At 43.8% G+C, this 25,781-nt stretch carries 20 protein-coding genes; 9 read left to right on the plus strand and 11 right to left on the minus strand.

Annotation, left to right across the window (positions count from 1 at the left end; all coding sequences use genetic code 11):
• Positions 1 to 165: 165 nt before the first annotated feature.
• Positions 166 to 2,121 carry an ASKHA domain-containing protein gene (locus tag FCL46_RS13570; RefSeq protein ID WP_136807809.1) on the minus strand — a complete coding sequence of 652 codons (1,956 nt, stop codon included), beginning with the start codon at positions 2,119 to 2,121 and terminating at the stop codon, positions 166 to 168.
• A gap of 785 nt (positions 2,122 to 2,906) precedes the next feature.
• Complete coding sequence (locus tag FCL46_RS13575) at positions 2,907 to 3,701, minus strand: cytidylate kinase-like family protein (protein ID WP_136807808.1); 795 nt, start codon at positions 3,699 to 3,701, stop codon at positions 2,907 to 2,909.
• A 389-nt stretch (positions 3,702 to 4,090) separates the two neighbouring features.
• On the opposite strand from FCL46_RS13575, the gene FCL46_RS13580 reads away from it, so the two are divergent.
• Both FCL46_RS13580 and FCL46_RS13585 read left to right on the plus strand, forming a co-directional pair.
• Positions 4,091 to 4,591, plus strand: coding sequence for a rubrerythrin family protein (locus FCL46_RS13580; RefSeq protein WP_136807807.1), 501 nt, complete (start codon positions 4,091 to 4,093; stop codon positions 4,589 to 4,591).
• Between the two features lie 382 nt (positions 4,592 to 4,973).
• Positions 4,974 to 5,597 (plus strand): M15 family metallopeptidase, encoded by a 624-nt coding sequence (locus FCL46_RS13585; RefSeq protein ID WP_136807806.1) that lies wholly within the window; start codon positions 4,974 to 4,976, stop codon positions 5,595 to 5,597.
• A 170-nt stretch (positions 5,598 to 5,767) separates the two neighbouring features.
• Here the strand turns inward: FCL46_RS13585 and FCL46_RS13590 are convergent, their stop codons facing one another.
• Positions 5,768 to 6,478, minus strand: a complete 711-nt coding sequence (locus FCL46_RS13590) for a TIGR04211 family SH3 domain-containing protein (RefSeq protein ID WP_136807805.1) — start codon at positions 6,476 to 6,478, stop codon at positions 5,768 to 5,770.
• A 528-nt stretch (positions 6,479 to 7,006) separates the two neighbouring features.
• Between FCL46_RS13590 and FCL46_RS13595 the strand changes: the two genes are divergently transcribed.
• Positions 7,007 to 8,422, plus strand: a complete 1,416-nt coding sequence (locus tag FCL46_RS13595) for a PLP-dependent transferase (RefSeq protein ID WP_136807804.1) — start codon at positions 7,007 to 7,009, stop codon at positions 8,420 to 8,422.
• Positions 8,423 to 8,625: 203 nt separating this feature from the next.
• Positions 8,626 to 8,811 carry a twitching motility protein gene (locus tag FCL46_RS13600; RefSeq protein WP_136807803.1) on the plus strand — a complete coding sequence of 62 codons (186 nt, stop codon included), beginning with the start codon at positions 8,626 to 8,628 and terminating at the stop codon, positions 8,809 to 8,811.
• Positions 8,812 to 8,974: 163 nt separating this feature from the next.
• Here FCL46_RS13600 and FCL46_RS13605 read toward each other — a convergent pair whose 3' ends face one another.
• From FCL46_RS13605 to cobO, 4 genes are all read right to left on the minus strand, one after another.
• Positions 8,975 to 11,917, minus strand: a complete 2,943-nt coding sequence (locus FCL46_RS13605) for a DUF294 nucleotidyltransferase-like domain-containing protein (RefSeq protein WP_136807802.1) — start codon at positions 11,915 to 11,917, stop codon at positions 8,975 to 8,977.
• Positions 11,918 to 12,025: 108 nt separating this feature from the next.
• Entirely contained in the window at positions 12,026 to 13,192 is a 1,167-nt protein-coding gene (locus FCL46_RS13610; protein WP_136807801.1) for an HD-GYP domain-containing protein, read from the minus strand.
• 47 nt (positions 13,193 to 13,239) lie between these two features.
• On the minus strand, positions 13,240 to 14,388 hold the full coding sequence (locus tag FCL46_RS13615) for a CaiB/BaiF CoA transferase family protein (RefSeq protein ID WP_136807800.1): 1,149 nt from the start codon (positions 14,386 to 14,388) through the stop codon (positions 13,240 to 13,242).
• Between the two features lie 364 nt (positions 14,389 to 14,752).
• Positions 14,753 to 15,298 (minus strand): cob(I)yrinic acid a,c-diamide adenosyltransferase, encoded by a 546-nt coding sequence (gene cobO / locus FCL46_RS13620; RefSeq protein WP_136807799.1) that lies wholly within the window; start codon positions 15,296 to 15,298, stop codon positions 14,753 to 14,755.
• A gap of 765 nt (positions 15,299 to 16,063) precedes the next feature.
• Between cobO and FCL46_RS13625 the strand changes: the two genes are divergently transcribed.
• The 3 genes from FCL46_RS13625 to FCL46_RS13635 all read left to right on the plus strand — a co-directional run bounded on the left by FCL46_RS13625 (position 16,064) and on the right by FCL46_RS13635 (position 18,687).
• Positions 16,064 to 16,324 (plus strand): hypothetical protein, encoded by a 261-nt coding sequence (locus FCL46_RS13625; RefSeq protein WP_136807798.1) that lies wholly within the window; start codon positions 16,064 to 16,066, stop codon positions 16,322 to 16,324.
• 26 nt (positions 16,325 to 16,350) lie between these two features.
• On the plus strand, positions 16,351 to 17,997 hold the full coding sequence (locus FCL46_RS13630; protein WP_136807797.1) for a sodium:solute symporter family transporter: 1,647 nt from the start codon (positions 16,351 to 16,353) through the stop codon (positions 17,995 to 17,997).
• A gap of 120 nt (positions 17,998 to 18,117) precedes the next feature.
• Entirely contained in the window at positions 18,118 to 18,687 is a 570-nt protein-coding gene (locus FCL46_RS13635) for a YIP1 family protein (protein ID WP_136807795.1), read from the plus strand.
• On the opposite strand, the gene FCL46_RS13640 is transcribed toward FCL46_RS13635, so the two are convergent.
• Positions 18,669 to 20,573 carry a GNAT family N-acetyltransferase gene (locus FCL46_RS13640; protein ID WP_136807793.1) on the minus strand — a complete coding sequence of 635 codons (1,905 nt, stop codon included), beginning with the start codon at positions 20,571 to 20,573 and terminating at the stop codon, positions 18,669 to 18,671. The genes FCL46_RS13635 and FCL46_RS13640 overlap by 19 nt on opposite strands.
• A gap of 328 nt (positions 20,574 to 20,901) precedes the next feature.
• The gene (locus FCL46_RS13645) at positions 20,902 to 21,567 is read right to left on the minus strand and encodes a transglutaminase-like domain-containing protein (protein WP_136807791.1); all 666 of its coding nucleotides are present in this window, start codon (positions 21,565 to 21,567) and stop codon (positions 20,902 to 20,904) included.
• Positions 21,568 to 21,867: 300 nt separating this feature from the next.
• Here FCL46_RS13645 and FCL46_RS13650 point away from each other — a divergent pair, with 300 nt between their 5' ends.
• Positions 21,868 to 22,116, plus strand: coding sequence for an alanine-zipper protein (locus FCL46_RS13650; protein ID WP_136807789.1), 249 nt, complete (start codon positions 21,868 to 21,870; stop codon positions 22,114 to 22,116).
• Between the two features lie 30 nt (positions 22,117 to 22,146).
• Complete coding sequence (locus FCL46_RS13655; RefSeq protein ID WP_136807787.1) at positions 22,147 to 23,598, plus strand: L,D-transpeptidase family protein; 1,452 nt, start codon at positions 22,147 to 22,149, stop codon at positions 23,596 to 23,598.
• Between the two features lie 193 nt (positions 23,599 to 23,791).
• Here FCL46_RS13655 and FCL46_RS13660 read toward each other — a convergent pair whose 3' ends face one another.
• Together FCL46_RS13660 and FCL46_RS13665 are read right to left on the minus strand one after the other, a co-directional pair.
• The gene (locus tag FCL46_RS13660; RefSeq protein WP_136807785.1) at positions 23,792 to 24,955 is read right to left on the minus strand and encodes an acyl-CoA dehydrogenase family protein; all 1,164 of its coding nucleotides are present in this window, start codon (positions 24,953 to 24,955) and stop codon (positions 23,792 to 23,794) included.
• Positions 24,956 to 24,983: 28 nt separating this feature from the next.
• Entirely contained in the window at positions 24,984 to 25,766 is a 783-nt protein-coding gene (locus FCL46_RS13665) for a short-chain-enoyl-CoA hydratase (protein ID WP_136807914.1), read from the minus strand.
• Positions 25,767 to 25,781 lie beyond the last annotated feature (15 nt).

The raw sequence follows: 25,781 nt of genomic DNA on the forward strand, positions 1-25,781 counted from the left end.
TAACTTGAAGGTTGCCGTTACCACCCACCTCAACCTTCCCTTTTTTTATGACTCAAATAGTAGAGGTACATACTTAATTGATTCTGTTCTTCACATAAATGGTCCAAATCTCCTTTTCAGCTTATATATTATTGATGATTACAGAAGCAACTCTGCAATCATTCCCTATTTATTACGTTGTTCCATTCGGTCTTTTAACCGTGGAAATTTTTCAATTTCTGTATGTGGAATAAACATTGCCGCAACATAATTATTCATATATGAAGGTGTTTCAGACAACTCAAAATTAGTCATCTTTCCGGTCACCTCCACCACATCCTGGCGAATTTTATTTGTCAGCACACTCATTCTCGCTCCTAGAAGAGAACCATTACCTATATAGGTGACCCTCTCAGGATCAATTTCTGGCAGCAAGCCGAGTGTCATGGCTTTTTCAAGATCTATATAGCTACCAAACCCACCTGCGAGAATTATACGCTCAATAGCATCCATGGTGAGGCCGACTTCTTCAAGCAAGGTCATGCATCCACTATAAATAGCACCCTTTGCCCGAATAAGGTTTTCAAGGTCGAGTTCTGTCAGGACGATGTCTCTGTCTACCTGCGTTTCCTCTTTCCAGGCAACCACATATTCCCAGATTTTTTCTTTACGCCTGATACGATCTGTATTCAGATCTCTATTGAATTTGCCACAGTTATTGATAATACCCATCTCAAACATCACTGCAGCCATTGTCAGCAATCCGGATCCACAAATACCTTTCGGCCTTTCATCGCCAATTGTTAGAATCATGGGTTCATAGGTGACAGGATCAATAAGAAAATCCTCAATTGCGCCTTTGGCTGCACGCATGCCAAATTCAACACCACCACCTTCAAATGCTGGCCCAGCTGAGCATGCAGTACATGCCAGCCAATCCTGATTTCCAATAACTAACTCAGCATTGGTGCCGATATCAAGAAAGAGTGTCAACTCTTCCTGGCGATACATCCCGGTTCCCATAATGCCGGCAACAATATCACCACCGACATAACTGGAAATTTGAGGAAAAACTAATGCAATTGTCTGCTCGTCAAGATCAATACCTATATCTGCAGCAGTGAATGGCGGGTAAAGCGTTGAAGCTGGTACATAAGGCGCTCTGCGCAAATGCCGTGGATCAATTCCCAGCAATAGTTGCGTCATAGTCGTATTGCCGGCAATGGAAATGGTAGAAATGTTTTCTTTCTCAATTCCCGCCATAGAAATTGATTTATTTAAAACATTATTAATTGTTTTAACAACAACATCCTGTAATGTTTTAAGCCCTTCACCCTTTTCTGCAAAGATTATTCTGCTAATAACATCTTCACCGTAACTAATCTGCCCGTTAAAATCACCGTATTCGCCAAGACATTTGCCAGTAATGAGATCAATAATCTGGCTGTAAACCGTGGTGGTACCAATATCTAGAGCTATTCCGTAGCATTTATCGGATGTATCTCCAGATTGAATATTCGTTATGAGCGTTTTACCATCATCACGCACAGGTTTAACCAGTGTGGCTGTGACCTTAAAGCCATCTTCACGCAAGACTGCAGGAAGCTTTCGAATTACCGGAAGGGTAAGTTCCAACTTATGCCATCCTGATTTCTTCCGAAGTTCTTCAACGAGTCGTGATACATCCGGCATATTATTCTGGGCATCAGGGGGGAGTATTTCCAGGTACTCTTTTATAACCGGAGGAAGAAAAAGCCCCTGCTCTTTCAGATTTTCAAAATCAATTTCCCTGATCACAGCTGTACGTCGTGGCGTGACCTGCTTGTTGAGCGCACTCGCGTCTATTGAGGATTCAACGGGAATACGAATAGTCACATCATTATCGACAGTTGCCAAACAAGCGAGACGATATCCCTTTTCAATGTCCTCTGACTCAAGACGATCAGAGACTCCTCCTGAAACGGATCCATCCTCAACAAGCACCCTGCATTTACCGCAGACACCGCCTCCACCACATGACGCATTCACATGCACTCCAGCCTGCATCGCACTCCTGATGAGGCTTTCACCAGCCGGCACATTTATCTTTCTGTCATGGGGCAGAAAGGTTACTTGAAATTTTTTTTCCTCTGATTGACTCATTCAGCTAACTCATCACTTCGTAATATTTCGAAAAAAGAGGTTTCAGCAAACGATACAACCCTCTTATGTAATTAACATATTCAGGGTGCCAGAATATGACCCCGGGCTACGCGAAAAAACACATCTGAGTTTATGGAACATGCCATGATGTTCTGCTCTAACCGTTTTCAATCCACGACCATTCACATTGAATAATTGAGGAATTACAGCAAGTAACACTTCATCAGTGAAAAATTTCTTTAACTCAGGCTTAGTGCATGTATCAGAAAGCAGCTCTTTCTGTGATAAATCAATGGTATATGTACTAGGCTCTATAGACAAAAAACAGGAGTGCGCCGTCTCTTCGACCACGCGGCGTGAAGACTGAGGGGGGTTCGACAACTTCAATGGGGGAGATTGTATTCCCACTGACAAATCACCTTATGCAAAAATTTTGCATCAACACACAGAGGAGTCCACCCATCCAGCAGCTCTGTGCACGAGACTCAACAACGCACTGTTTACATCGTAATTTGAGAAAAATCAACATTTAGCACGAATTGTTTTTGCTAACACTCCCTAAAGCTGACCTTCATCAATATTATTTCAAGACACCATAAAAACTACTTATTTCAACCAACCCCCACTCCCACTTTGTGGCTAACAAGTCATGAGATTGTGCCAATTGGTCGTAATCGCCAATACACAACAGGACCAGATGGAGGTTAGGCAGGTAAATGGAGGTGAAATACACTTTTCTGTATATGCAGAACACCTACACCTCAACCTCCTAGCTCCCATAAATACTAGTAGTAATATGACACCTGAATTTCAGTAGACTCAATGCCATCCAATCCTTGAAGGATCGTCTCCATGCGTCGCTGTATAATATGCCCCTGTTCCTCCGGGACTTTTACCTGAACTCTTACTGCACCCCTATCCACATAAACCCCGGCCTGGGGGTAGTCAAAGAGTGCAGCTTTAACTTCAGCCATCAACGCCAGATCCTGGATTTTTCTTGTTGATTCTGCGGTAGCCTGGTAACAGGAAAAATTTGCGCATTGTCGAATCAGCTCTACAGCCTCTTCAACTCCCATAGTGCTTATATTAAGAACCATGTCATAGCAGGAAGGATCAGAAATATCTATACCGTAGAGAAGCATTGCCCACTTCCGCCTCTCTTCATCATCCTGTATCAGCTGCAACCGCGCATCATCTTTCGAAATGTGTTTCCGTTCTGCTTCAGAAGCAACACGTTCATCGAGATCAGCAATAATCCGAATTTTTATGACATGCCTGACACCTTCGACAAAAAACTGTCCAGCCAGACCATGATAGACATGATTATCTTTTTTTAGGAATCGAAGGAGAGAAGAGGACATGTAGTTTATAAATCTCTCTCTCCCGAAGGAAAAGCGTTCAAGTACCTGAGCGGCATGCTTTACATTAGGCATGAGTTTGATTTCAGGGATGTCGAACTCATCACTGTTTTCCAACAAAGACCCACGAGATATGCATTCATACCTCAGAGTCTCGGCAACAGCCTGAGCGACTTCTCTTCCACGATGGTAACTTCCCCGCGAAATACTGATGATAGGCATAAATCAGTCCTTTATGCAAATTCACCCGCTATTAAGTACATCACCAATCCATAGTTAGCTTCTGCCCTCTACACTGCACGCATCCTAACTCAATGAAACATCAGAAGCAATAGCTTTTAACACCTTACGTTTAAGTAAACTATAGAAAATGATACTATTTCGCACTTTCCCTTCATAGTGTCATGTTGCTTGTGGAATTGTTGGAGATTACCTGAATCTAAACATCGCTCCATTTGACTGATTTGTATAATTCAGCAAGTTGCAAACGCAGATTTTGTAACAATTGCATGCACCAGCACATTCATGTATACTAATATACAATTTTATTAAGATAACTGTATTTTGTACACTTCGCGACGTATCAGCCACATCAATTTCAAGGAGAAAACATGCCAACGACAAATGAAAATTTGAAAGAAGCTTTTGCCGGAGAAAGCCAGGCCAATCAAAAATATAAAGCATTCGCCAAGAAAGCTGAAAAGGAAGGGTTTGCAAATATCGCCAAGCTCTTCAGAACCACTGCCGAAGCTGAGCGTATACACGCTGAAGGCCATCTTAAAGCACTTGATATGATCGCCTCAACAGCTGACAACCTTCAGTCAGCAATTGATGGTGAGACTTTTGAATTTACCAGTATGTACCCGCCCATGCTGGACAAAGCTACAGAAGACGGACATAAAGCCAAAACAATGTTCAGATTTGCAGTAGAAGCTGAAGAGGTTCATGCGCAAATTTATTCTAAGGCACTTGAGGCTGTTAAAAATGGCGTTGACATGGATGTCAGTGACTTCTACTTATGCCCTGTCTGTGGATATATCGAAGTCGGCAGTGTCCCTGAAAAATGTCCGGTCTGCAAGGCACTTGGAAAAATGTTCCACCTGGTTTCCTGAAATTCTGAGCATCTTTCATTGCAGATTAAAGAAGATATAGATTTTCTTTAATTATGTTGAGGGGAGTTCATCACTGGATTCCCCTTGCGCATTTCACTCAAGAAATATTGAAACCTTGACCCGAAATGCAATCCGCACATGCACCTAAGAGTCTGTCCGAGAATACGAATTTTCCCTTTGTAAATTAGATTTAATATTTATAGTAGCCTGGCTTACATTTTGTAAAAACCGGCTGGCTCAAAACACTCTATCCACAATCTAAAATTGCGGAATTACGGAGACAGTAACTTTTAAGACAGAAAATGTTATGATAACATTCTGACGTGTTTCTGAAATTGTATAGACGACGTACTCTATTAATTGCTTTAAACTGGTGCCCCACATGTACATCTTCGCTCGATCTTTGCTTTGCCTGCTTGTACTGCTATCTCAATTGCACACAAATGCGCTAGCTGTTGACATTGCAGCAAATCATAAAAAAATCAAATTTGAAGTTGAATCTATCACGCTTGGTGATGAAGTCTACGAAATTCCAGAACCGTGGATCGGGAACAGGATACCTGTACCTGAAATTCCTCAATCCTCATTTCGAATGATCCCACCTCTCCATGCTCACAAAGAGGCTCACCTCTATATCACCCAAGATGCACATTCAGCTCTGCTTGAACTTTTTAAAGCAGCCCAGGAAGATGGACTGCATCTCAAAATTGAGTCAGGCTATAGAAGCCCCGGCTATCAGAAGAAAATATTTATACGAATGATCAATGAAGGCAGAGAGTTCATCGATATAGTTAGATATGTTGCCCCCCCGGGATACTCCCAACATGCCTTGGGAACTGCAGTAGATTTTTATCCGAGCAACTGGCGGTTTGCCGATTTAGCTGAGTACAAATGGCTTCAGGAGAATGCGGCTGATTTTGGATTTACAGAGACGTACCCGGAAAAGAATAGTCTGCACTATCCGTGGGAAGCATGGCATTGGATTTACAATCCTGAAGAGCAATAGAGGCCAGGATCGGCCAACCATTTCAGCTGTTGAGATAACTTTGCCTTATAATACATTTCATCCAGGGCTATATCAACATTTTACAACACATCCTGTAGCTAAGAAGATAGCTGCAGTCACGCGAAACAAAAGCCGGGCCCCAGATTCTTTTTTGTATAAGACCCTTAAGTTCAGGAAAGAAGTGAAGACTTTCTTCTTCTAGTAGGTTTAGGCAACCTTCCCATAAGTACTCCAGCAAATAACACCCCTGCTCCTGCCAGAAACCAGTTGACTGCCTTATCTTTTTTCAGGCTTGTATTTTCTGACTCTATCACAACAAGCTTTTCAGCAAGCTGACTATTTTCATCAAGAGTCTTCTGGAGATCATCCTTAATTTTCACTACATCTGCAGTATCTCTTCTAAGCGCATCAAAATCGTTTCTTATCAGATCCCGCTCACCAATGCTCGTATTGAGTTCGGCTTTTGTTTCGGCAAGTTCATCTTCAAGATTCTGCATCGCCTGGGTAGCAAGCATCTCTTTTTCCTGCAGGTGCGCCATCTCTATCTTTAAAGATGAGACAAGATCGGCAAGAGGCCTGTCACTGCTCAGAAAGCGCTTCAGCATCCACCCTTCCTTACCGTTATCAAGGCGCACGAGTGAATATGAATCACTCTCCTCAAGTAGTTCTACGGCAGTACCATCTTTCACTATCCCGACTATCTTATAATCATTCCCCTGCCCTCTCCTGACAACGACCTCTGTACTTGGTTGCACATAGAGTGTTTCCGCCTCTACGGGATCTGCCTGGAATGTGCCAGCAGCCACAGAAAGCATAATAGTGAACGCTGAGGCAGACGCAGAAATATATTTGCGGATACGTTTTCTTCGGGCAATAATCATTGATTTGTATCTCCGTAATTCAACACAGTAGAAAGGAATCGTATTTATAAAGGAAATAAACGAATAGACACCCTGACGGGATGCAATCTATACCTGTTTCACGTATTTTCCAAACATGGCTATCCCTGCATATGAACGTCAGGTACCATGTCGCTATCTAATAGGAAAAATATTTACTAACCTGCTGGTTTAAAGTCAAGCGCTGTCTCTTTACTGCCTGAATATGTTATTTTCCTGACACCATGAAATATGCACAGGAGCATCAGGCGATACGATTATACCCATTTTCAATTGATCAAAACACTCTTACCTGCAAATACCCTATAGCTTTTGAACTCCCAATCCGTTTCTCCAACCTTAAATTGTATCCCTATCAGATAACAATCCACTGTCGGATTCAACTACCGGAATTTCGACACCACATTATCTTGTTATGAAATTTGACGCAGCTCACCTGAAAAGGCTATTATGTATACGTAACTACTATGATGTTTTTCATATCTGACTTTTCTCAAGAGGAATACGCTCATGTCTAACGAGAATGATATCATCACGCCAGGGATGCAAGACTATATTAACCGTAATAATTCCTACCTCGCCAAGCGATCCCAATATATACAGGACGAGGTGAAAAAATGGAAATTCGACACAATTGCGGTACACGGTCTGTATTCGGTTACTGATGCAATAAACGACTATCAGGGATCAATCATCGAACCGATATTTATGAGCACCTCCCAGGCATATCGTGATTCTGATGAAATGGCAGCAGCATTAGCGTATAAAATCCCGACATGGTGTTATTCCAGAATAGCCAATCCTTCAACGTATTATTACGAGTGGACTCTCGCCCTGCTTGAAGGATATGGCTTCGATGGTGAAACCACCTGCTGCTCAACATCCTCTGGTATGGCTGCCATCATGACCGCAGTTCAACCTTTTCTACACGTGTATAACACACCCGCTGAACCGAGAAATTTTGTGGCAACTGCTCAGTGCTATGGCGGCACGTTCCAACAGTTTTCAATTAGATTGATGCAGGAAAGAAATATAGAATGCCGTTGGGTCCTTGATGCAACCAATCTCGATGAATGGAATTCCAAAATTGATGAAAATACCAGGTTTCTCTATGGTGAGCTCCCCAGTAATCCACAACTCAGTTTCTTCGACATCAAAGCAGTTGCCGATCTGGCTCACAGCCATGAAATCCCGCTGATATGTGATTCAACCATCGCAACTCCAGCCCTTCTACGACCGATTTCCCATGGTGCAGATATTGTGGTTCAATCTGTTACCAAAAGTTTGACCAGTAGTGGGTTCGGCATAGCAGGAGCTGTTATTGCCAGAAAAAATCTTACATCAAAATTCTCTGATGATGAGTTAAAAGAAGACTTTGCCCTTAACGTCAAATTGCTGCAAAACAGGGATTTCGGCCCAAATCTCCATCCCTTACAGGCAGTAATGAGCTTAAACGATATGCGTACTATTCGCTCAAAGATGGATCTTATGAGTCGCTCCACCATGAAGATAGCCCGTAGTCTGAACAGTCATCCTCAAGTAGAAAGTGTTCAATATCTTGGATTACCCGATCATCCGCAACATGAACTGGCGAGTAAGTATATGTGGTTAGTCGATGCGGAATATGACGAGTTGTACAACAAGCCGGTCAATAGGTACGGGCATCTCATGTCGTTTTGCGTAAAAGGCGGAGCAGAAAAAACCAGAGGTGTTTTCGACAACCTCAAACGCATCTGGAGGGCAACGGATCTTGGACGGATAAAGTCTGTGGCAACGATCCCGGCCATATCCACCCACCAGCAGCAAGGTGAAGAAGGACGTAAGAAGGCTGGCATCCCGGCCAATATGATCCGCCTATGCGTAGGGGCCGAACATCCGGATGATATACTTGCCGACCTTGATCAGGCACTCAACGCCGCAAAATAAACCCTGCGGAGTTTTAACTGGTTACATTTGTCTACAGCGGTGTCCATGAAGAGATCGGGCTAATTATAGTGAAGTTCGTCCCACTCTTGGTATAGTGCCGTTTTATTTTTTATTCTTTATTTTCTATTTTTTAAGGATAAACGATGCACGATCTGCCATGGGCAGAAGATTATAAAACACGGAAACAGAAGGAGTAGTACACAGTGGAACTTAAAAGCAATCAGTCAGCCTTGATACTGGAAGTTGATGATGCCGATGAAATAAGTGTCAACGTCGCATCTGGAGACCAGGATGGTATAACCGCGCAATTATGCCAAGCCATTGCAATGAAGCTCATGTCTGACGAGACTTTTCAAGCTGAACTCATGGACATGCTGGATGACGAATAGCAGATCCTGATCTTCAGGAGCACACTCACAAGCATTACGATAGAGAATAGCCTGCATGTACGCATTCACTGCGACTACGACAGGCTTTTCTCTGTATGTTGCATATCTTTTCAACTCTACCGGCAGCGCATATCGACAGGGTTATGTTTCTGACACTCAGTCTTTAAAAGAACAACTCACTTTTCCCTAGTTGTGACAGTTTTTTTCGCAGATCACCCAGCTGCCCAAATACCTTCTCCAACATCTCTCTTTCCATATGAGTCAGATGGCTCAGTGGTATATGGTTATCAGGTTCCTTTCCTTCATCAACGCAAAGTACCTGGTGCTTAAATCGAAGTCGCATGAGAAAATCGTACGTCTCAACAATCTCATCATGAAGACTATTTGAGATACCTTTCATTTCAAGCAGACCAGCGAGTCGCTGCAAAGTACCTGTCGGTTTCAGGCCATGATAAATTGCCTGAATCCGGGCAAAGCCAATAATAACCGCAAGTGCATGTTTCATGTTAAAAGTGTCTGGGTGTTCTCCCCCCGACTCAACACTAAGCTTACCAAAAAAATCTACCGGAATCTTGAAATCGAGACAGTTTTGAGCGAGCTGAATGAAAAACGGCATCTGCTGAGCTGTTTTCAGCTGCACATATTCTCGAAGCTCTTCAGTAAATCGATCCTCTCCATAAATACATCTGAAATCGAAAAATATACTTACCTCCATAAGGTCTTCAGGGCTGGACTCAGCAATCCATTCTCTGAAATACGTTTTCCATATCGACAATGGCTGACACCATCTCTGGTTCATAGCCATCACCTCCCCCTTACAGAAACGATATCCAACCTGATCCAGACGGGTACACACCTTATTGCCAAGTCGCAGAAAATATTTCTTTACGTGTTCTTCATCTTCCTGCTGCATTTCAACATCTGCATAGATTATCGCGTTATCCTGATCTGTAGCCAGTGTCTGCTCTCCGCGCCCCTCGCTTCCAAGACTTATAAACGCAAAAGAAACCGGCGCGGCACCAAGCTCTTTTATCGTCATGTCGATAATCTTAACAAAAATCGAATCACTTATATTTGTAATCATCTTCGAAATATTGCCTGCATGCGAACCACTGTCACTCAAGGCTTTAACCATTCGCGGCATGCGTGCCTGGCTGGTTTGCAAATCTTCCACAGACTCTGCTTTCTTAATTTCACTCAACATAAATGACGATGAATATTGATGTACGTTAAGGAGCTGTTCGTTTGTCACAACACCGACAATTTCGCCCGAACTTTCACGCACTACCAGATGGTGGCCTCCCCGCTCCTGCAGCTTCAACAGTGCTTCATATATGAGTGCACTATCCTCAATATAGGTAAGCGGTGAACTCATGATTTCATATACTTGTGTCTCAGCAGACAGGTTCCTCGCCAAAATGCGCTCACACAGAATCGAATCGGTTATAATACCGATCATTTGACCAGATTCACTTGAGACAAGAATGTTGTTATGAACACTTCTGGACATTACGCGGGCAGCATCATGAACAGTGGTATGCAAATCACAGTGTATATAGGACGTTAGGATTGTACGAATAGGCTGATTAAGAAATAACATCGAGGTTTGGAGTTCAACAATAAACCTCTCCCGCTCTTCTTCACGTTTTTCCTGAGCGCTGATATCAAGCATAAAACCTTCATAATGCAACAGCCCATCATTTTCATCAGTAACAGGAACCATAGATAGCGAGACTGGCGTAGATTTACCTTCGCTCGACTTTACAATATAGTTTTTCCCCCTGACTCGTTTATCGCTTTGTAATAGTTCTGTTAACGATGCCCCACCGCGGGGAGTTTCTATGATGTCCAGCAAATTGCGCTTTAAGAGCGCCTCCTCATTATTTACACCTGCCAGTAAAGCTATCGTATTATTGGCCTCAAGAATCTTCAGTTGTCCATCCGCATCGACCTTAAATACACCTATCTCAAGATCAGATATGATCTGACGAAAATTCTCCCTGCTCTCCAAAAGCTGTCTTTCAACTCGTTTGGCAGCACGTACATCACGTACCGAGATAACCAGAACATTCTGCCTGCCGAACGTTTTTTCTGTTATGGCCGCGTGAACCAGCAGAACGTTTCCATCTTTGGTCTTTAGATTACATTCATAAGACCCGTCTGGATCTCTGCCCATAGCTTCTGCGAGAATATCTGTAACTCCGTTCTTCCCGCCCTGCGCATCTAAATCGTGCCCTACCAGTTCTGCAAGAGAAACTCCCTCAAGTTCAAACGTTTTGTAGCCCAGAAGTTGCTCCATACTCCCGTTGGCATAGATCACCAACTCTTCAAACACCATCATTATTGGCTCAACAGCCGCCTCAACGAGAACGCGGTATTTCTCTTCAGACTCTGCAAGATTCTCTTCCGCGGCTCTCCTTCGCCTCTCAATATTCAAGCTATGAAAAGTAACAACCATGAGCAGCAGAGTGATCAAGCCGACCGCTGAAAAGGTCATAACAGAGAGACTTCCCGTTATTTCACGTGTTTTAATCTCTACATCATCCAAGAAAACCCCTGTCCCTACTACCCAGTTCCAAGGGGAAAACTTTTTTACAAATGAAAGTTTCGGAACAATTTTTTCATCCGTGTATTTCCAGTTCCAGAGATAATCAATAAAGCCGCTATCACGATGCTCAACCGTTGCCAGAATTTCCCTGAACAGATAATTCCCCTCAGGAGTCTGGAAATTTCCAAGGTCGGTACCTATTAATTCTTTGGAGTAGGGGTGCATAATGAGATGCGGTTGCATGTCATTGATCCAGAAGTAATCTCTGCCATCATTACCGTAGCGTAAATGCTCTATCTCATCTAATGCATGACGCTGTGCCTGTTCTCTGGTCAGGGTCCCTGCAATCTCCTCTTTGTGATACATATCCATCACGCTCCATGCCACATTTGACAGTTCACGGAGCATTTCCCGTTTTGCCCCCATGAAACTATCTGTAAAGGCGGGGATGATAACCCGATAGATCGATCCAACAGAAATAAGGACTGCAAGAAGAGCAGGAAAGATTACGGCAAGAATAAACCTGAACCAGCTATTTTCTTTCAATTTTCGGCCCATTGCGTCTCCTTTGATACTGGTCGGTTTTCAACCTTGCATGGAAGATACAACATACGAACCCCAGGCATCTCCTGGAATAGGAAATGCCTGAATATACCTCATGTCGATTCAGATAAATATTGAAGGTGTAATGTCAAAATATCGTTTGAGATTTTCCCTGTGTATACGTAGCGCTTGCGGAGTATTCCCATTCTCACTGAAAAGATCAGGCTTTTTACTGATGACTGCAAAAAGCGATTCAACAAGTGTCGCATCAAACTGACTTCCTGCGTTTCGTTGCAATATGCCAATCGCATCAGCAAGTCGGATTCGGCGCATATGCTTTCTCCCGGCAAGCATAGTCTCCAAGGCATCACACACAGTTATTACGCGGGCACCAATTGGAATATCTTCACCCTTTAATCCGTCTGGGTAACCCGTGCCGTCAAAACGCTCATGGTGATGTAAAACGATGGGGAGGACATCACTCAAAAACTTGAGAGGACGAAGAATGCGTGCACCGATTACAGGATGCTGCTGGATTACGTTTCGCTCATTTTTCGACAATATGCCAAGACGCTCGATTATTGCATCATCAAGACCAATTTTCCCAATATCATGGAGTAGACCGCCATGATAAATTATCTCCCTTTCGTGCGGAGACAACGTGAGTTCTTCAGCCAGTAATCGAGCAAACCGTGCCACCCGGATCGAATGCCCATGAGTCATTTCATCCTTTGCCTCAAGAACAAGAGCAAAACCTTCAACCATTTGACGCAAACTCTCAACCATTTGCGTGTCATACATCAAGGCTTTATGTACGGCACTTGCGCCCTGCTCAGCAAACGCCATTAACAGATCCTGCTCCACCTCATTCAAGCAACGCGGTGTTGCAAACCAGACTGCAAGAATAGCTCGATAGGAATTAGAGATATCCATGGAAACGCCACACATAGCTCCGTTATCAAAAATTTCCGGGCAGGCAATTCCTGCAAAACGAGAATCTTCTCCAATATTTGTAATATTGACAACAGAACTGGCGCGAGATCTAAAAAGGGTACTGAGTGCGGAATAATTAAGATTCGGAACATCCCCATGGGCAGGGCCTTTCATCGTAACCGATTCTATCCGGCTGGTACTGTCATCAAGTATCCAGAAAAATGCCCCTCCAGCTGAAAGGCATTCTTTGGTATGTCCAACAATGGAAGCAAATATTTCAGCACTGTTTACACCTGTATTTATAGATTTACTCACCTGTGCAAAACGCTTAAAAAAGTTTTCGTTTTCCAGACTCATTAGCTGCTCCGTTCAACGTACAGGGGTATCGTCTGATATTTGGCTGGCTACACAATACCTTCTTCTGAAAATTCTTTTATTACGGTTTCACTATATCCCAATTCCAGCAACACCTCGCGAGTATGCTCTCCAAACTCTGCCGGTGCTGAGCGCAACGCCCCTGGTGTTTCACTGAGTTTGACCGGAATACCAAACGTTTTATGCGTTTTTCCATCTTTCCCTAAATACTCACAAACCATCTCGCGCTCTTTAAATAAAGCATCATCAAGAATTTCATCGATTGATCTTATTGCACTATAACAGGCACCTAATCCTGTCAGTTCATTGTCCCAATAATCTCGGTTTTCAGAATTAAATGTATGGCGTAACCAGGATATGATTTCAAGTCGATGTTCATTATCGTACTGCAACTGCGCATATTCAGGTTTGCCGAGACGTTCACAGAGTTTTTTCCAGAACCTGTTCTCAACTGCACCAAGTGCTATATACCTGCTATCTTTAGTTACATACGTATTATAACAGCCATAGCGATGTGAAAGTGTAGTATCTGATCGTACAGGAGTCTCACCATAGGCTTTTTCGAGGAAGCGAGGCAGAGTCAACAGCCCCAAAACACCGTCTGTCATCGATATATCTATATATTGGCCCCTGCCAGATTTTTCCCGCTGATACAACGCGAGGAGAATACCGATGGCTGCCTGCATAGAACCACCGGCAATATCAGCAATCTGAATCCCAGGGATCACCGGAGCATTATCCTTTTCTCCAATAAGATGAAGAAGCCCTGCAGTGCTCAAGTAGTTCACATCATGCCCGGGATCGTCACGTTTTTCTCCAGTCTGCCCATAACCGGAGATTGAACAGTAAATCAATCCAGGATTAATTTCACGCAGGCTATCGTAATCAACACCTAATCGCTTAACAACGCCCGGACGAAAGCCTTCCAACACCACATCGGCACGTTCTGCAAGTTTGAAGAAAATTCTTTTCCCTTCATCACTTTTGAGGTTAAGCGACATATGTCTCTTGTTTCTGTTAATCTCATCAAAAAACAGACCATCCCCTAAAAACCTGCGATCTTCAATGGCAATCACCTCAGCACCATGATCAGCAAGAATCATCGAACAATACGGCCCAGGAAGCAAACGGGATAAATCAAGAACCTTCACACCTGACAACGCACCTGCACCCAGCATGGCACACCTCGTTTGTAGCTATTATGTTTGAGTTATTTAGAATGTTTTTTCTGATTTCCACGTAGTAACAGCTTTATCCTCGTTTTGGTTTTCAGCGCAGTGGAAGAGATAATAATAAAAGCGAATGATGAGCGAAAAACGCGTTAGGCTTCATCCCGAAACGATGATTTCTCATCTGAATCGAGGGGCTCAAAAAATTGTACCGCAGCCATATCTCACATCTCGAAGTCTCGTTCCCCGCTTACCGGGAGGATCAAATTTTGAAAAATAACGAGACAAACGAAGACTCAGTGATTCAGATGGAAAGTACCTTTTTCAGGTGGAAACACATGAGGTCATGACACCATAATTTGTCACAAACCAATTAATATTCCACCCCTCTCTGCGCTTTTATTCCCTGGTCATAGGCATGTTTCACCGGGTCAATTACAGAAACGGTATCTGCAATCTCGACAAGAGACTCATGGGCATCACGCCCTGTCATGATAATAGTCAATCGCTCGGGTTTATTGGTTACAAGATCAACGATTTTCTCAACTTCGAGAAATCCGAATAATGGCAGATAGGTGATCTCATCGAGAATAATGAGATCGTACTCATCACTTTCGATTTTCTCTTTAGCCAGAGCGAAACCTTCTTCTGCCACCAACTTATCTGCTTCAATGTTTTCTTTATTAAAAACAAATCCCTTACCGCAGATAAACCAATCGAGATTAGCGAATTTATCAGCCATCAACCGCTCACCATAATCCCCCTGGCCTTTAAGAAACTGAATAACACACACTTTATGGTCATGGCCGAGTGCTCTGAATGCGGTTCCAAGAGCAGCTGTAGTCTTACCTTTTCCATGCCCTGTATTGAGGATTATTCTACCTTTTGCAGTTCTTTTCTTATCTGTGTCACAACTCATTACAGTGACCTCCTAATTTATTCCAGCCTCTCTCTTCGTGAAGAATCTCCTGTCTGCGATCAGCAAATTGTAAATTACCCAATACTTATCTGCAACTTACCTAACACCAACCACAATACTCGACTATCAGTAATTGGATAAACAGCTTCTTACCAGCTCTTCTATCACACTTCTTATGTATAAATTTTATTGACACTTCTCATCAGATATTCTACAAAATAAAGATGAGCGAGCGCTCGTTCATAGCACTTTTGTTCTAACGCTTATTCTTCGAAAACGCACATCATTTTTAAGTAGTTTCATTTTGTAACGAGGGCACTGTTTTTCAATCGTGGCACTCGATACATTATGCCACAGACATGCACCTGATATGTCGAAGATATATTTTTGAGAGTAACAACGATTCACTTGCAATTAACCGTTTTCAGTAAGAGACTACGTAGATACACCTATTAAAAGATTACCGTCGTTTCTGATCGTCACGACGAGCCTCATTTTTGATGTACAAAATATTATCACCACAGGTCTTTGTGTGTTGACTCTTTTCAGAAACCTAGTTTCTAATCATAAACACACAAAGGTAAAGTAGTAAACCTTTTCCAAAAGGAGGTAAAACGCGACAACTGCAGATACTCAGGTAACAGAATAGTGTTGCCGTATCCCTTGTTTTGACAATTTACAGTGGGCGATCACCAGCAACTGATGTTTTCCAGATGTTTGAGGAAAAGATGATTCAGGGTTTTCAGTATCTTTAAGGAGGCAAGAATGAATAAGGCGTATAAAAAGGAAATATGGTACACGCTCGGTTTCAGTGTTTTGCTGCTCATGTCAGGCCATCTCGGCCTGCTGTTTGTCGCATTTCCCTCTCTGCAGGGACACATGGTATTTGGTTTTCCCTCTCAATACATCATCCCCGTAATTATGGGTTGGCTTGGTCTGATGGCTATCGTTACTGTCCAGGCAAAACTCACGAACATGCTTGATGATGAAATTGAGAAAATGGACGGCGTTGTCGACGAGATTTAATCCGGTCAATAGGGGAACGTGATAATATGGAACCAAATAAATGGGTACTCGCTGATCCTACCATGGGGATCATCTTTGTTGCTGCATCGTTTGCATTTTTCTATTTTGTCGGCTGGTATTCCGCTAGAGCTGCAAAATCTTCAACAGACTACTGGACTGCCGGACGATCAATAGGCTCACTGGCTAACGGCCTTGGAATGGCTTCAAGCTATATGAGCCTGGCAACCTTTTTAGGTGTTACCGCACTCATCCTTAAACTGAAAGTACCATTTGTATACATGTGGATACAATTTGGTCTTTCCATTCCGCTCATCACTCTCTGGTACGGAACCCCGCTTCGAAGAATGGGCGCCTTCACACCCGCCCACTTTGTTCGTGAACGTTATGGATTGCGAACGTCGTATGTTGTCGCCATTTTCATGATCCTGATTATGGTGATGTATGCACTCGGTCAGATGATCGGCGTGGCTAAAGTCTTCGAGATGCTTTTCGGTATCAATTATAACGTCGCACTTATCTGTGGTGGTGCTCTTATTGTCGGTTACGTTGCTATCGGTGGTATGTACGGTACATCCTACAACGCTGCCTTTCAGATGGTGTTGATGGGTGTTGCTTTTATCATTCCTCTGGGCGCTATCATGAAAGCAATGGGTGGCTCCGGCTGGTATTTCCCACCACTGCTCTATGCCGATATGGTTCCAGCCATGCTTGATGCTGTTCCTGACTTTTTTGATATGAAGTACGGCTTCAAATGGTACTTCTCACTTATCCCGTGTTTTACAATCGGTGCAATGGGCCTACCGCATCTTGGAATGAGGATATACACCGCTCAGAACCTTAAAAGTGCCAGAGCCGCGATGGTCTGGTTTACCTTTTTTTGTGGTATAACCTTCAGTGCAACCTACACCATGGGTTTTTCAGGTGTATTCTTTCAAGCAACCTCAGGTACAGTCATTGCTCCGGCTGACCTTGACAAGATCACCCTCATCCTCAACAGTGTTTTCAACCCACCATGGGTACTTGCCCTGGTTATTGCCGGTGCTATTGCTGCCGGACTCTCAACTATATCTGCCAACCTGATGGCCATCGGTGCACTTATTGCCCAGGATATCATCCATACCCTCAAGCCGGACATGGAAGAAAATAAAACAAAAATCGTCAATTATTCGGCAATTTTTGGTGCAGGTCTTGTGAGTATCCTGATTGCACTTAAACCACCGACGTTTCTGGTTGTTTCCATCCTCTGGGCCTTCGGCCTTGCCGGTGTTACAGTTGCGCCTCTCGTGATTCTCGGCGTATGGTGGAAACAGGCTAATCGGTATGGTGCGATGTCCGCAGCCATTATTGGCGGAGGTACGTATATTATGGTTTCACCGTATGTGTTGCCAAACCTCACCATCGCTGGTGGCCTACCAGCCAAACTGGGTATGTCAGGCGCGCTTTTATGCGTACCTTTAAGCTTTCTGGTACTTACAGTTGTTTCATTAATAACTAACAAAATTCCTGCACTGCTTGAAAAAATCCCTCATGAAGCAGACAAAAAGCTTGTAGACGGAATTCACGGCTGGACAGTCTATAACGAAGAGCGCTACAACAGCACCATGGCAGGGGTAATCATTTCCGGCATCAGCCTGTTCTTTGTCGTATGGGCAATAATGCCGGGCGGCTGGTAACAGCATGTATCCGTTAAAAAATCGGTAATACTGCTATATTCAAAAACTGCCTCCTGCCTGGTTCGATCTGGCAGGAGGCAGTCATATGTTTCTTTATTCAAATACAGCGAAAGTGAGCAAATGAATTATATCGAATACTTTAAAGGATCGCTCTTTGGGGAAGAAAATATATTCCACCTGGCAAATGAGGGGAAAGTTCGAAAATTCGTTATCCTCAACATCATTATTCTTGGGATTCTTTTTGGAATGTCAGACCTTGCAGGCTTAGTGAAAGAAACTCCCGGGTTACCTCTTACCGGAAAATTTGTATTTATAACCCCGTTTCTCTTTTCTCTTTCCGGCATTTTCACCATGGTTATTGCCATAGTTGGCTGTACTCTGGTCTATTGGGCAGCGGCAAAGGCTTTTGGCGGTAACGGTACATTTAGCCTGACACTTGATCTGATCGGGCTCTCAGCAATACCTTTCTGGATTCTGGCACCTGTGCTCAATTACACTATCCGCTTTCAACCCGATCACCTGACCAGTCCACAATTCATACTACCTACCCTGCTGGCATTCTGGTGGTCCTGCTGGTTGCTGAGGCAGAGCCTGATCGGCGGACAGGGACTTTCCCCCGGCAGGGCAACCTGTGTTGTTCTCAGTGTATGGGTATTTTGTATTAGCTCGGTTTACGTATTCTTGCCCTGATCTGCAAGCTCATCAAACCGGCAACTCAGCAGCAAATCACCATCCTCAAGTTTTTTGCGAACTTTGTAGGGAAGCGTTTGAAACAGCCGTATCATGCCCTGGTTGCCTGGTGATGTAAACGCCATCAAACCGGCAAGGCCACTTTCACGACCCGCCTCTGCCAATTTGCGTAAAAACAATTTCCCAACCCCTTTACCCTGTAGTTCTTCGCTTACAGAAAAGGCTACTTCCGCCATATTACTGCCTTTGATTCGCATAGATTCGGCAACACCGACAATTTTACCAAAACCAAATTCACCGGTCACAGCTACCAGACTTAAGGCATTAACATAATCCGTCTGTGAGCGTGCTTCTACATCAGCTCTGGTAAAATGACTTTTCTGGCAAAAGAAGCGGGAAAGTACATCTTCTCGGGGAAGATTGTAATAGTGCTCCTGAATTCTTCGCTCATCAACCGGCTTAGATGGGCGGATAGTTATTCTTTCACCCTCAAGATCAATAACCTCTTCAAGTTTAACAGGGTAAATAGCCTTTACAGCTTCCCCCAGACTTCTTTCACTTCCGATTAGGCCGCGCTCCTTGGAAGCTGCGAACAGCTCTTCACGAAACTCCGGGTGAGCTATAGATATCATGGCTATAACTCTTTCCTGAAGGCTCTTGCCAAACAGGTTTACCATGCCATATTCTGAGGCGACAAAATGGACATCACCTCGAGGCACTACAACTACATCTTCGAGGATATGCGGTACAATGTTTGATTTCAGCACACCATCACTACCAATTGAGGTTGAACGAATCATCAGGATGGATTTGCCTCCCGGAGACCTTCTTGCCCCCCGGACGAAATCAGGAATCCCGGAAATACCGGCAAAGCGCGTAGCCGCTGTGGCCTCAGCTGCCATCTGCCCTGTCAGATCAATAGTATGTGCAACATTAAGTGAAACCATTCGATTATGCCGAGATATTACAAACGGGTCATTAACATAGTCTGATGGATGAAAATCAATGGCAGGGTTATCATTTAAAAATTCATACAGATGCTCACTACCGACAGCCATTGAAGCGACCATCTTCCCATCATTATACCCTTTTCGCCGATTAGTAATATTACCACGCGCATAGAGATGCATAATATCATCAGTAAGGAACTGGGAGTGCACTCCGAGATCATTCTTATTTGATAAGGCCTGCAGAGTTGCCTGCGATGCGGCATCAAGGCCTATCTGCAATGTTGAACCGTCTTCAATGACTCTGGCTATATGTTTGCCGATGAGTTGCTCGGGCTCTGAGGAAAGATTTTTATAGGGAACAGACAGCAACGCTTCTTCATGCTCTACGAACATATCAACATAATTAACATGAAGAAAACTCTGGCCCATAATCCGTGGCATGCGTGGATTGACCTGGGCAATTACAAAATCAGCAGATCGCGCAGCAGCAAGTGTTACATCTACGGAAATTCCTAAACTCATCCAACCGAAATCATCGGGTGGCGAGACCTGTATGAGTGCTACATTTAAAGGCAGTTTTCGCGTATTAAAGAGCGACGGTATATCCGACATATTCATCGGGGTGATAAACCGCTTATGCTTGGCAATTGCCTCGGATCGTGTTGATCCTAAATAAATAGAGCGTATATTCAGGCTGGCGTCTTTTGTTCTGTCAGCAATCGCAGCAAAAGAAATTGTTTCTTCAGTAAGCAGACGGAGAATCTCGAGCCCGCTAAAATGATCAGCCCTCGAAGTCAGGGCTCTTACGAGCTCCTGCGGTTCACCGCAACCGGAACCGATAAACACCCTTTGCCCTGAACATATCTTTGCAATGGCAGCCTGTGCAGTGACTGTTTTCTCGACATAACTGTCGGCCCAATGTTTAGAAGTCGGCATTTTTTATTCCCTTATCATCTCTTTTTGTTAAAGAGGTTTATTACAACTCGTTTTATCTTATCTGGGAGGCTATCCAAGAATAGCATTACCTCTCAGATCAATATTTTTCCAATATACCGAAACCATACACCGCACATCCGAGCATACGCTTACCTGTAAATAATATTTCCTAAACAACATCGAGATACGGAGAGGTGAATTTCCGGACAGCTTCACAATAGAAGTCATACATCAACCATATCTTTCTACAAGATATTTAAACAGTCTTTCTCAACTCTTTATTCGTCGCCCCGTCAACCATTATACCCCACTCACTCAACCTGCTGTTTTAGGACTGAGATTCCGAGATAACATCACGCACAAAATCATCTGCACTTCCACTCAAAAGCATACTGTAATGCTCCTGAAAAGTATCAAGAATTTCGTTAAGGGGCAAATCTGCATAGGTTCCGCGATTGTTTATATATTCCATATGCTTATTGCCGGAAGCATCAAAAGGATGAAAGATTGAATCATTCTCACCATCAAACTCAAGCGGTAATATGCCGAACTTTTCACATAACGCCAGGTTAAATGCAGGCGTCGCCTTAACCCATCGATCATTGAGCAATATGTCTGTATAACCATGCCAGTAAAAAACATCCGTCTGCATCCATTCCCGAAGACGTTCTGTTGTCAAATGATTACAGACATCACCAAACCCGAGTCGGGCCGGTATTCCAACATATCTGCAACAGGCTGCAAGCAGGATAGCTTTAGTTACACACCAGCCATACCCTTTTTCGACAGTGGTACTCGCCTTCATTCCGTCTGTTGTAAGATCGAGCCTGTACGGGTCATAACGAAACTGGTCCCGGACAGCGTAATAAAGAGCAATTGCAGCATCCTGCTGGCTCATGGTCTTCGAAACATGTTGTTCGACAAACCCACTAATCACCGGATTATCACAATCAAGAGTCGGAGTTCCGGCAAGAAATATTGCAGTCGATTCCATTTCATACGCTCCAGCTAGGTCATATATGTGTAATTAGATGGTTTAAATTTCAAGACAGACAGCCTGACCGAAGGTCTATCAACTATACTGATAATAACGTATTCAGTGAGTAAAATTTTACCAACCCTTCAAAAAACATTCTCTTTCCTATACGATAGAATAATGAAGCTCATTTAACAGCATTTTTCTACATTACCTGCACTATAAAAAGTGAGGGACGAATAGGATGAATCAGATAATTACGATTTTATCCAAAATGCTTAAACAGTGAGCATAGTCAAAACAACGGAGGATAACACCATGCTTAAGCGGCAAAAATTACAACTCACTGTTGTTACTGTTGCGCTGGCCTTTTCAGCGAGCCTTTTTGCCAGCGGCTGCACAATGAAATCTGCCCACTCTGATGACACTATGGCTCTTGTGCAACGAGCAGAGCAGGCCGCTGCCCGCGCAGAAGAAGCCGCTCTTAGAGCAGAAAAAGCTGCAGATAAGTCTGACATGATGGCTGACAAGTCTGAACGTATATTTAATAAAAAAATGAAGAAATAGCGGCAATACTCAGATTTATACAGTTCAATTATGCTCGATTTTCTTCCGGCACGTTGGTTCAGGTCTCTTCACCTCCCTTACCTGCAGACGTTCTTTTTCTTCTATAGAATACGCAGGCCACGAGACCTGAGCAGGTGCTGTTTTGTGCTGATCTGTACGCTCACCTGGTTCTTTTTTTCTCCTTTTCCTTCAATACACGCCACTACACTTGAATTTAAAGGTAAAGGTGAGCTTATTGTTGTTTCACCGCGTTCGCAGACTGCAGTTATCGATATTGCAGAAAAAAACAGGCAACGTATTATCGGCGGAAAACTCGCTCCTGATGCAATTCTATTAAAAAATGACAGAAAAGTTGACCTAAGCACCTTCCATGTTGGCGAAAATGTGATGGTGATCTGGCGAATTACCGAGAATGGCAAGGAGATTCTCTCTCTGCTTGGTTCTGGACAAATCGCAGATCAACCGATAAAAAACGTGCATTTACCATCGCCTCTATCTGTCCAACCAAAGTTATCTGTGCAAACGGTTCAATCAATTCAGCATGTTCAGGCCATTGAACCCGCAATCACACCTCCGTTCCATACGCCACCACTATCACAGGCAGTGTTATCTGAAAGCACTATTCGACCTGTTATCGGCACTCCTCTCTTTCATACCGTTGGTCCCAAAGAGACATTGCTCGATATAGCCAGACACTATGATCTGGGATTTAACGAACTCGTCGACCTTTACTCGGAGCTCGACCCCTGGCTTCCGCCTGCAGGAAAACGCTTAATGCTCCCTACAGAGCGTATCCTGCCTGAGGTGAATCAGGATGGAATAGTTATAAATATCGCTGAACTCAGACTGTATCATTATGTAAACGGAGAAGATCATTCTATTGTCAGATCATTCCCGGTGAGTATCGGAGATCCGCAATTCCAGACGCCTTCCGGCACATTCTCTGTCGGTAACAAGGTTATCCACCCGACATGGTTTATCCCGCCTTCATTGCGACCCAAATATCACATTGCCAGTGTACCTCCAGGTCCGGACAATCCTCTCGGTCAATACTGGGTGGGGTTGCGAGGTACCAGCTACGGTATTCACGGCACAGACATCGCCTGGTCCATAGGCAGAACAGTAACTCACGGCTGTATCAGGATGTACCCTGAAGATATTAAACGTTTCTTCCCGACCATTAACGTGGGAAGCACAATCCAACTTACCTACCAACCGGTCAAAGTAGCTTTGCTTGAAAACAGAGTCATCATTGAGGTCCATAAAGATATCTATTCTAAAATTGGTAACATGTTTACTTATGGCAGGGCAAAACTGCAATCACGTGGACTATGGAATAGTATAGATCAGGACGCGTTTAAGCAGGTAATTCAGAACCAGCACGGCATTCCTGTCGATATAACCCGGCCTGCCCAATCATTGACAGAGAAGACAACACTTTCTGAGATCCCGATAATTCAATCCAACAATAGAGAATATTAGCAAGCTGTAAACAGCACATGCTAGCAAGCCATTTCTAACTGTTCAGTTTTATGAGTTAGTACTACGTGAAGGGGAGGGCTGAAGAATCAATACAGCTATGCAGGATGTTGTAGGAAAGTTTGGCAAATCACCTGCAACACATAAAGAAATCAGACCCTCTATGTGTTGCAGGTGATTTTTACAGTATCTCTTATTATGAAAATTCCCGTAGAATCTCTCTTGAGATGATTACTCGCTGTATCTCACTTGTTCCCTCATAAATTGTGGTAATTCTGGCATCACGGGTATAGCGTTCAATAGGATATTCCTGTGTATATCCATATCCACCCAGAATCTGCATAGCCTCGTAGCAAGCCTTGTTCGCCGACTCGGTTGCAAATACTTTGGCCATTGACGCTTCCTTGGCGAAGTTACGCCCCTGCTCTTTTTTAAATGCCGCACTCAAGAGCAGCAACCTGCTTGCTTCAAGGGCTGTGTACATATCAGCAATCTTCCACTGGATTGCCTGAAAAGAACTGATCTGCTGGCCAAACTGTTTCCGCTCAAGCGAATAGCGGGTTGCGGCATCCATCGCTGCAAGACCAAGGCCGAGTGCGAGAGACCCAATACCGATCCGGCCACCAGCAAGCTCTGTCACCGCTACCCTGAAGCCATCGTTTAATTCTCCCATGAGAGCATTGGCCGGTACCCGACAATTCTGAAAGATGATTTCATTAGTTGCAGATGCGTGCTGGCCCATTTTTTCTTCTTTTTTGCCAACGATAAGGCCTTCAGTATCTGCCTCAACCAGGAAGAGACTTATCCCTTTTCCTTTAGAGGCTTTCGGATCTGTAACTGCCCATACAACAAAAACTCCTGCACAGTTGCCACTGGTTATAAACAGTTTAGAACCGTTTAATATCCAGTCATCACCGTCACGAACTGCTGTAGTCGTCATTCCAGCAGGGTCAGAACCTGCCCCTGGCTCGGTGAGAGCAAAGGCACCCGCCAGATAATCGCCGCTACAAATCTTAGAAATATACTTATTCTTCTGCTCTTCACTACCAAGCGCCTGTATAACCTCGTTTACCATATTATTTACAGAAACAGTCACTGCGGTTGAGGCACAAGCACGCGAAATCTCTGTCATGGCAACGCTAAATGCTATTACACCAGCTTCAGAGCCACCGTATTCATCCTTGATGTTTAGTCCCATAAGACCAAGTTCAGCGAGCTTTCTGATATTCTTATGAAATATCTTTTCACTCTGATCACTGCCCTTATCAAGTTCTGCTGCTACAGGTTCCAGTTCTGCCGCTGCAAAATCACGTGTCATTTCCTGTATCAGACGTTGTTCTTCCGTTAATTCAAAGTCCATATGAGCCTACCTTTATAAAAATAGAAAACTATTTCCCCTGGAAAGATGGTTTACGTTTCTCAAGAAATGCTTTCATACCTTCTTTCTGGTCTTCACTGGCAAAACACTGACCGAATTGAGTTGCCTCGTACCTATTTGCCCGTGTTATATCCATCTGCATGCCGTTGTTAACCGTCTCTTTGCAAAGCCGGATTGCTATCGGCCCTTTTGCCGTGATTTTAGAGGCCATTACCCTGCATGTATCGAGCAATTCGTCAGTAGCCACCACTTTATTTACCAGGCCAATCCTTAAAGCCTCTGCTGCATCAATCATGTCACCCGTGTATAGGAGCTCACACGCAATGCCTTTGCCGACTATCCGTGGTAATCGCTGAGTGCCGCCAAAACCAGGGATCACACCGAGATTAACCTCAGGCTGACCAAACTTTGCGGTTTCAGAGGCGACCCGGATATCACAAGCAAGCGAGAGTTCACATCCACCACCAAGCGCAAAACCATTAACCGCTGCAATAACCGGTTGTGGCGCATCTTCGATTGCAGCCATAACCGCATGACCAAGCGCGCCGAACTCAGCACCCTCAAGACCGTTTAATTCCTGCATATACGAAATGTCAGCACCAGCAACAAATGCCTTTTCTCCACCACCTGTGAGAATAATCGCACCGATTTCCTTTTCCTGGGCCAAAGTCTTAAAACAGTAAAGGAGTTCTTTTAACGTGTCGTAGTTCAAAGCATTAAGTGCTTTGGGGCGATCAATAACGACAACAGCAACTGCCCCCTCTTTTTCCAAACGGACATTATGTAATTCCATCATTTCTCCTTAACC

This window comes from Desulfosediminicola flagellatus (assembly GCF_005116655.2).
In the GTDB taxonomy this organism is placed as follows: Bacteria; Desulfobacterota; Desulfobulbia; order Desulfobulbales; family Desulfocapsaceae; genus Desulfopila; species Desulfopila flagellata.

Bases quoted from the DNA above. Each gene is read 5' to 3' on its own strand.
- FCL46_RS13645 (WP_136807791.1), bottom strand. From the start codon at position 21,567: ATGGAATCGACTGCAATATTTCTTGCCGGAACTCCGACTCTTGATTGT.
- FCL46_RS13585 (WP_136807806.1), top strand. From the start codon at position 4,974: ATGTACATCTTCGCTCGATCTTTGCTTTGCCTGCTTGTACTGCTATCT.
- FCL46_RS13635 (WP_136807795.1), top strand. From the start codon at position 18,118: ATGAATTATATCGAATACTTTAAAGGATCGCTCTTTGGGGAAGAAAAT.
- FCL46_RS13580 (WP_136807807.1), top strand. From the start codon at position 4,091: ATGCCAACGACAAATGAAAATTTGAAAGAAGCTTTTGCCGGAGAAAGC.
- FCL46_RS13605 (WP_136807802.1), bottom strand. From the start codon at position 11,917: ATGGGCCGAAAATTGAAAGAAAATAGCTGGTTCAGGTTTATTCTTGCC.
- FCL46_RS13660 (WP_136807785.1), bottom strand. From the start codon at position 24,955: ATGGACTTTGAATTAACGGAAGAACAACGTCTGATACAGGAAATGACA.
- FCL46_RS13655 (WP_136807787.1), top strand. From the start codon at position 22,147: ATGCTCGATTTTCTTCCGGCACGTTGGTTCAGGTCTCTTCACCTCCCT.
- FCL46_RS13665 (WP_136807914.1), bottom strand. From the start codon at position 25,766: ATGGAATTACATAATGTCCGTTTGGAAAAAGAGGGGGCAGTTGCTGTT.
- FCL46_RS13595 (WP_136807804.1), top strand. From the start codon at position 7,007: ATGTCTAACGAGAATGATATCATCACGCCAGGGATGCAAGACTATATT.
- cobO (WP_136807799.1), bottom strand. From the start codon at position 15,298: ATGAGTTGTGACACAGATAAGAAAAGAACTGCAAAAGGTAGAATAATC.
- FCL46_RS13625 (WP_136807798.1), top strand. From the start codon at position 16,064: ATGAATAAGGCGTATAAAAAGGAAATATGGTACACGCTCGGTTTCAGT.
- FCL46_RS13590 (WP_136807805.1), bottom strand. From the start codon at position 6,478: ATGATTATTGCCCGAAGAAAACGTATCCGCAAATATATTTCTGCGTCT.
- FCL46_RS13615 (WP_136807800.1), bottom strand. From the start codon at position 14,388: ATGCTGGGTGCAGGTGCGTTGTCAGGTGTGAAGGTTCTTGATTTATCC.
- FCL46_RS13575 (WP_136807808.1), bottom strand. From the start codon at position 3,701: ATGCCTATCATCAGTATTTCGCGGGGAAGTTACCATCGTGGAAGAGAA.
- FCL46_RS13610 (WP_136807801.1), bottom strand. From the start codon at position 13,192: ATGAGTCTGGAAAACGAAAACTTTTTTAAGCGTTTTGCACAGGTGAGT.
- FCL46_RS13630 (WP_136807797.1), top strand. From the start codon at position 16,351: ATGGAACCAAATAAATGGGTACTCGCTGATCCTACCATGGGGATCATC.
- FCL46_RS13570 (WP_136807809.1), bottom strand. From the start codon at position 2,121: ATGAGTCAATCAGAGGAAAAAAAATTTCAAGTAACCTTTCTGCCCCAT.
- FCL46_RS13650 (WP_136807789.1), top strand. From the start codon at position 21,868: ATGCTTAAGCGGCAAAAATTACAACTCACTGTTGTTACTGTTGCGCTG.
- FCL46_RS13640 (WP_136807793.1), bottom strand. From the start codon at position 20,573: ATGCCGACTTCTAAACATTGGGCCGACAGTTATGTCGAGAAAACAGTC.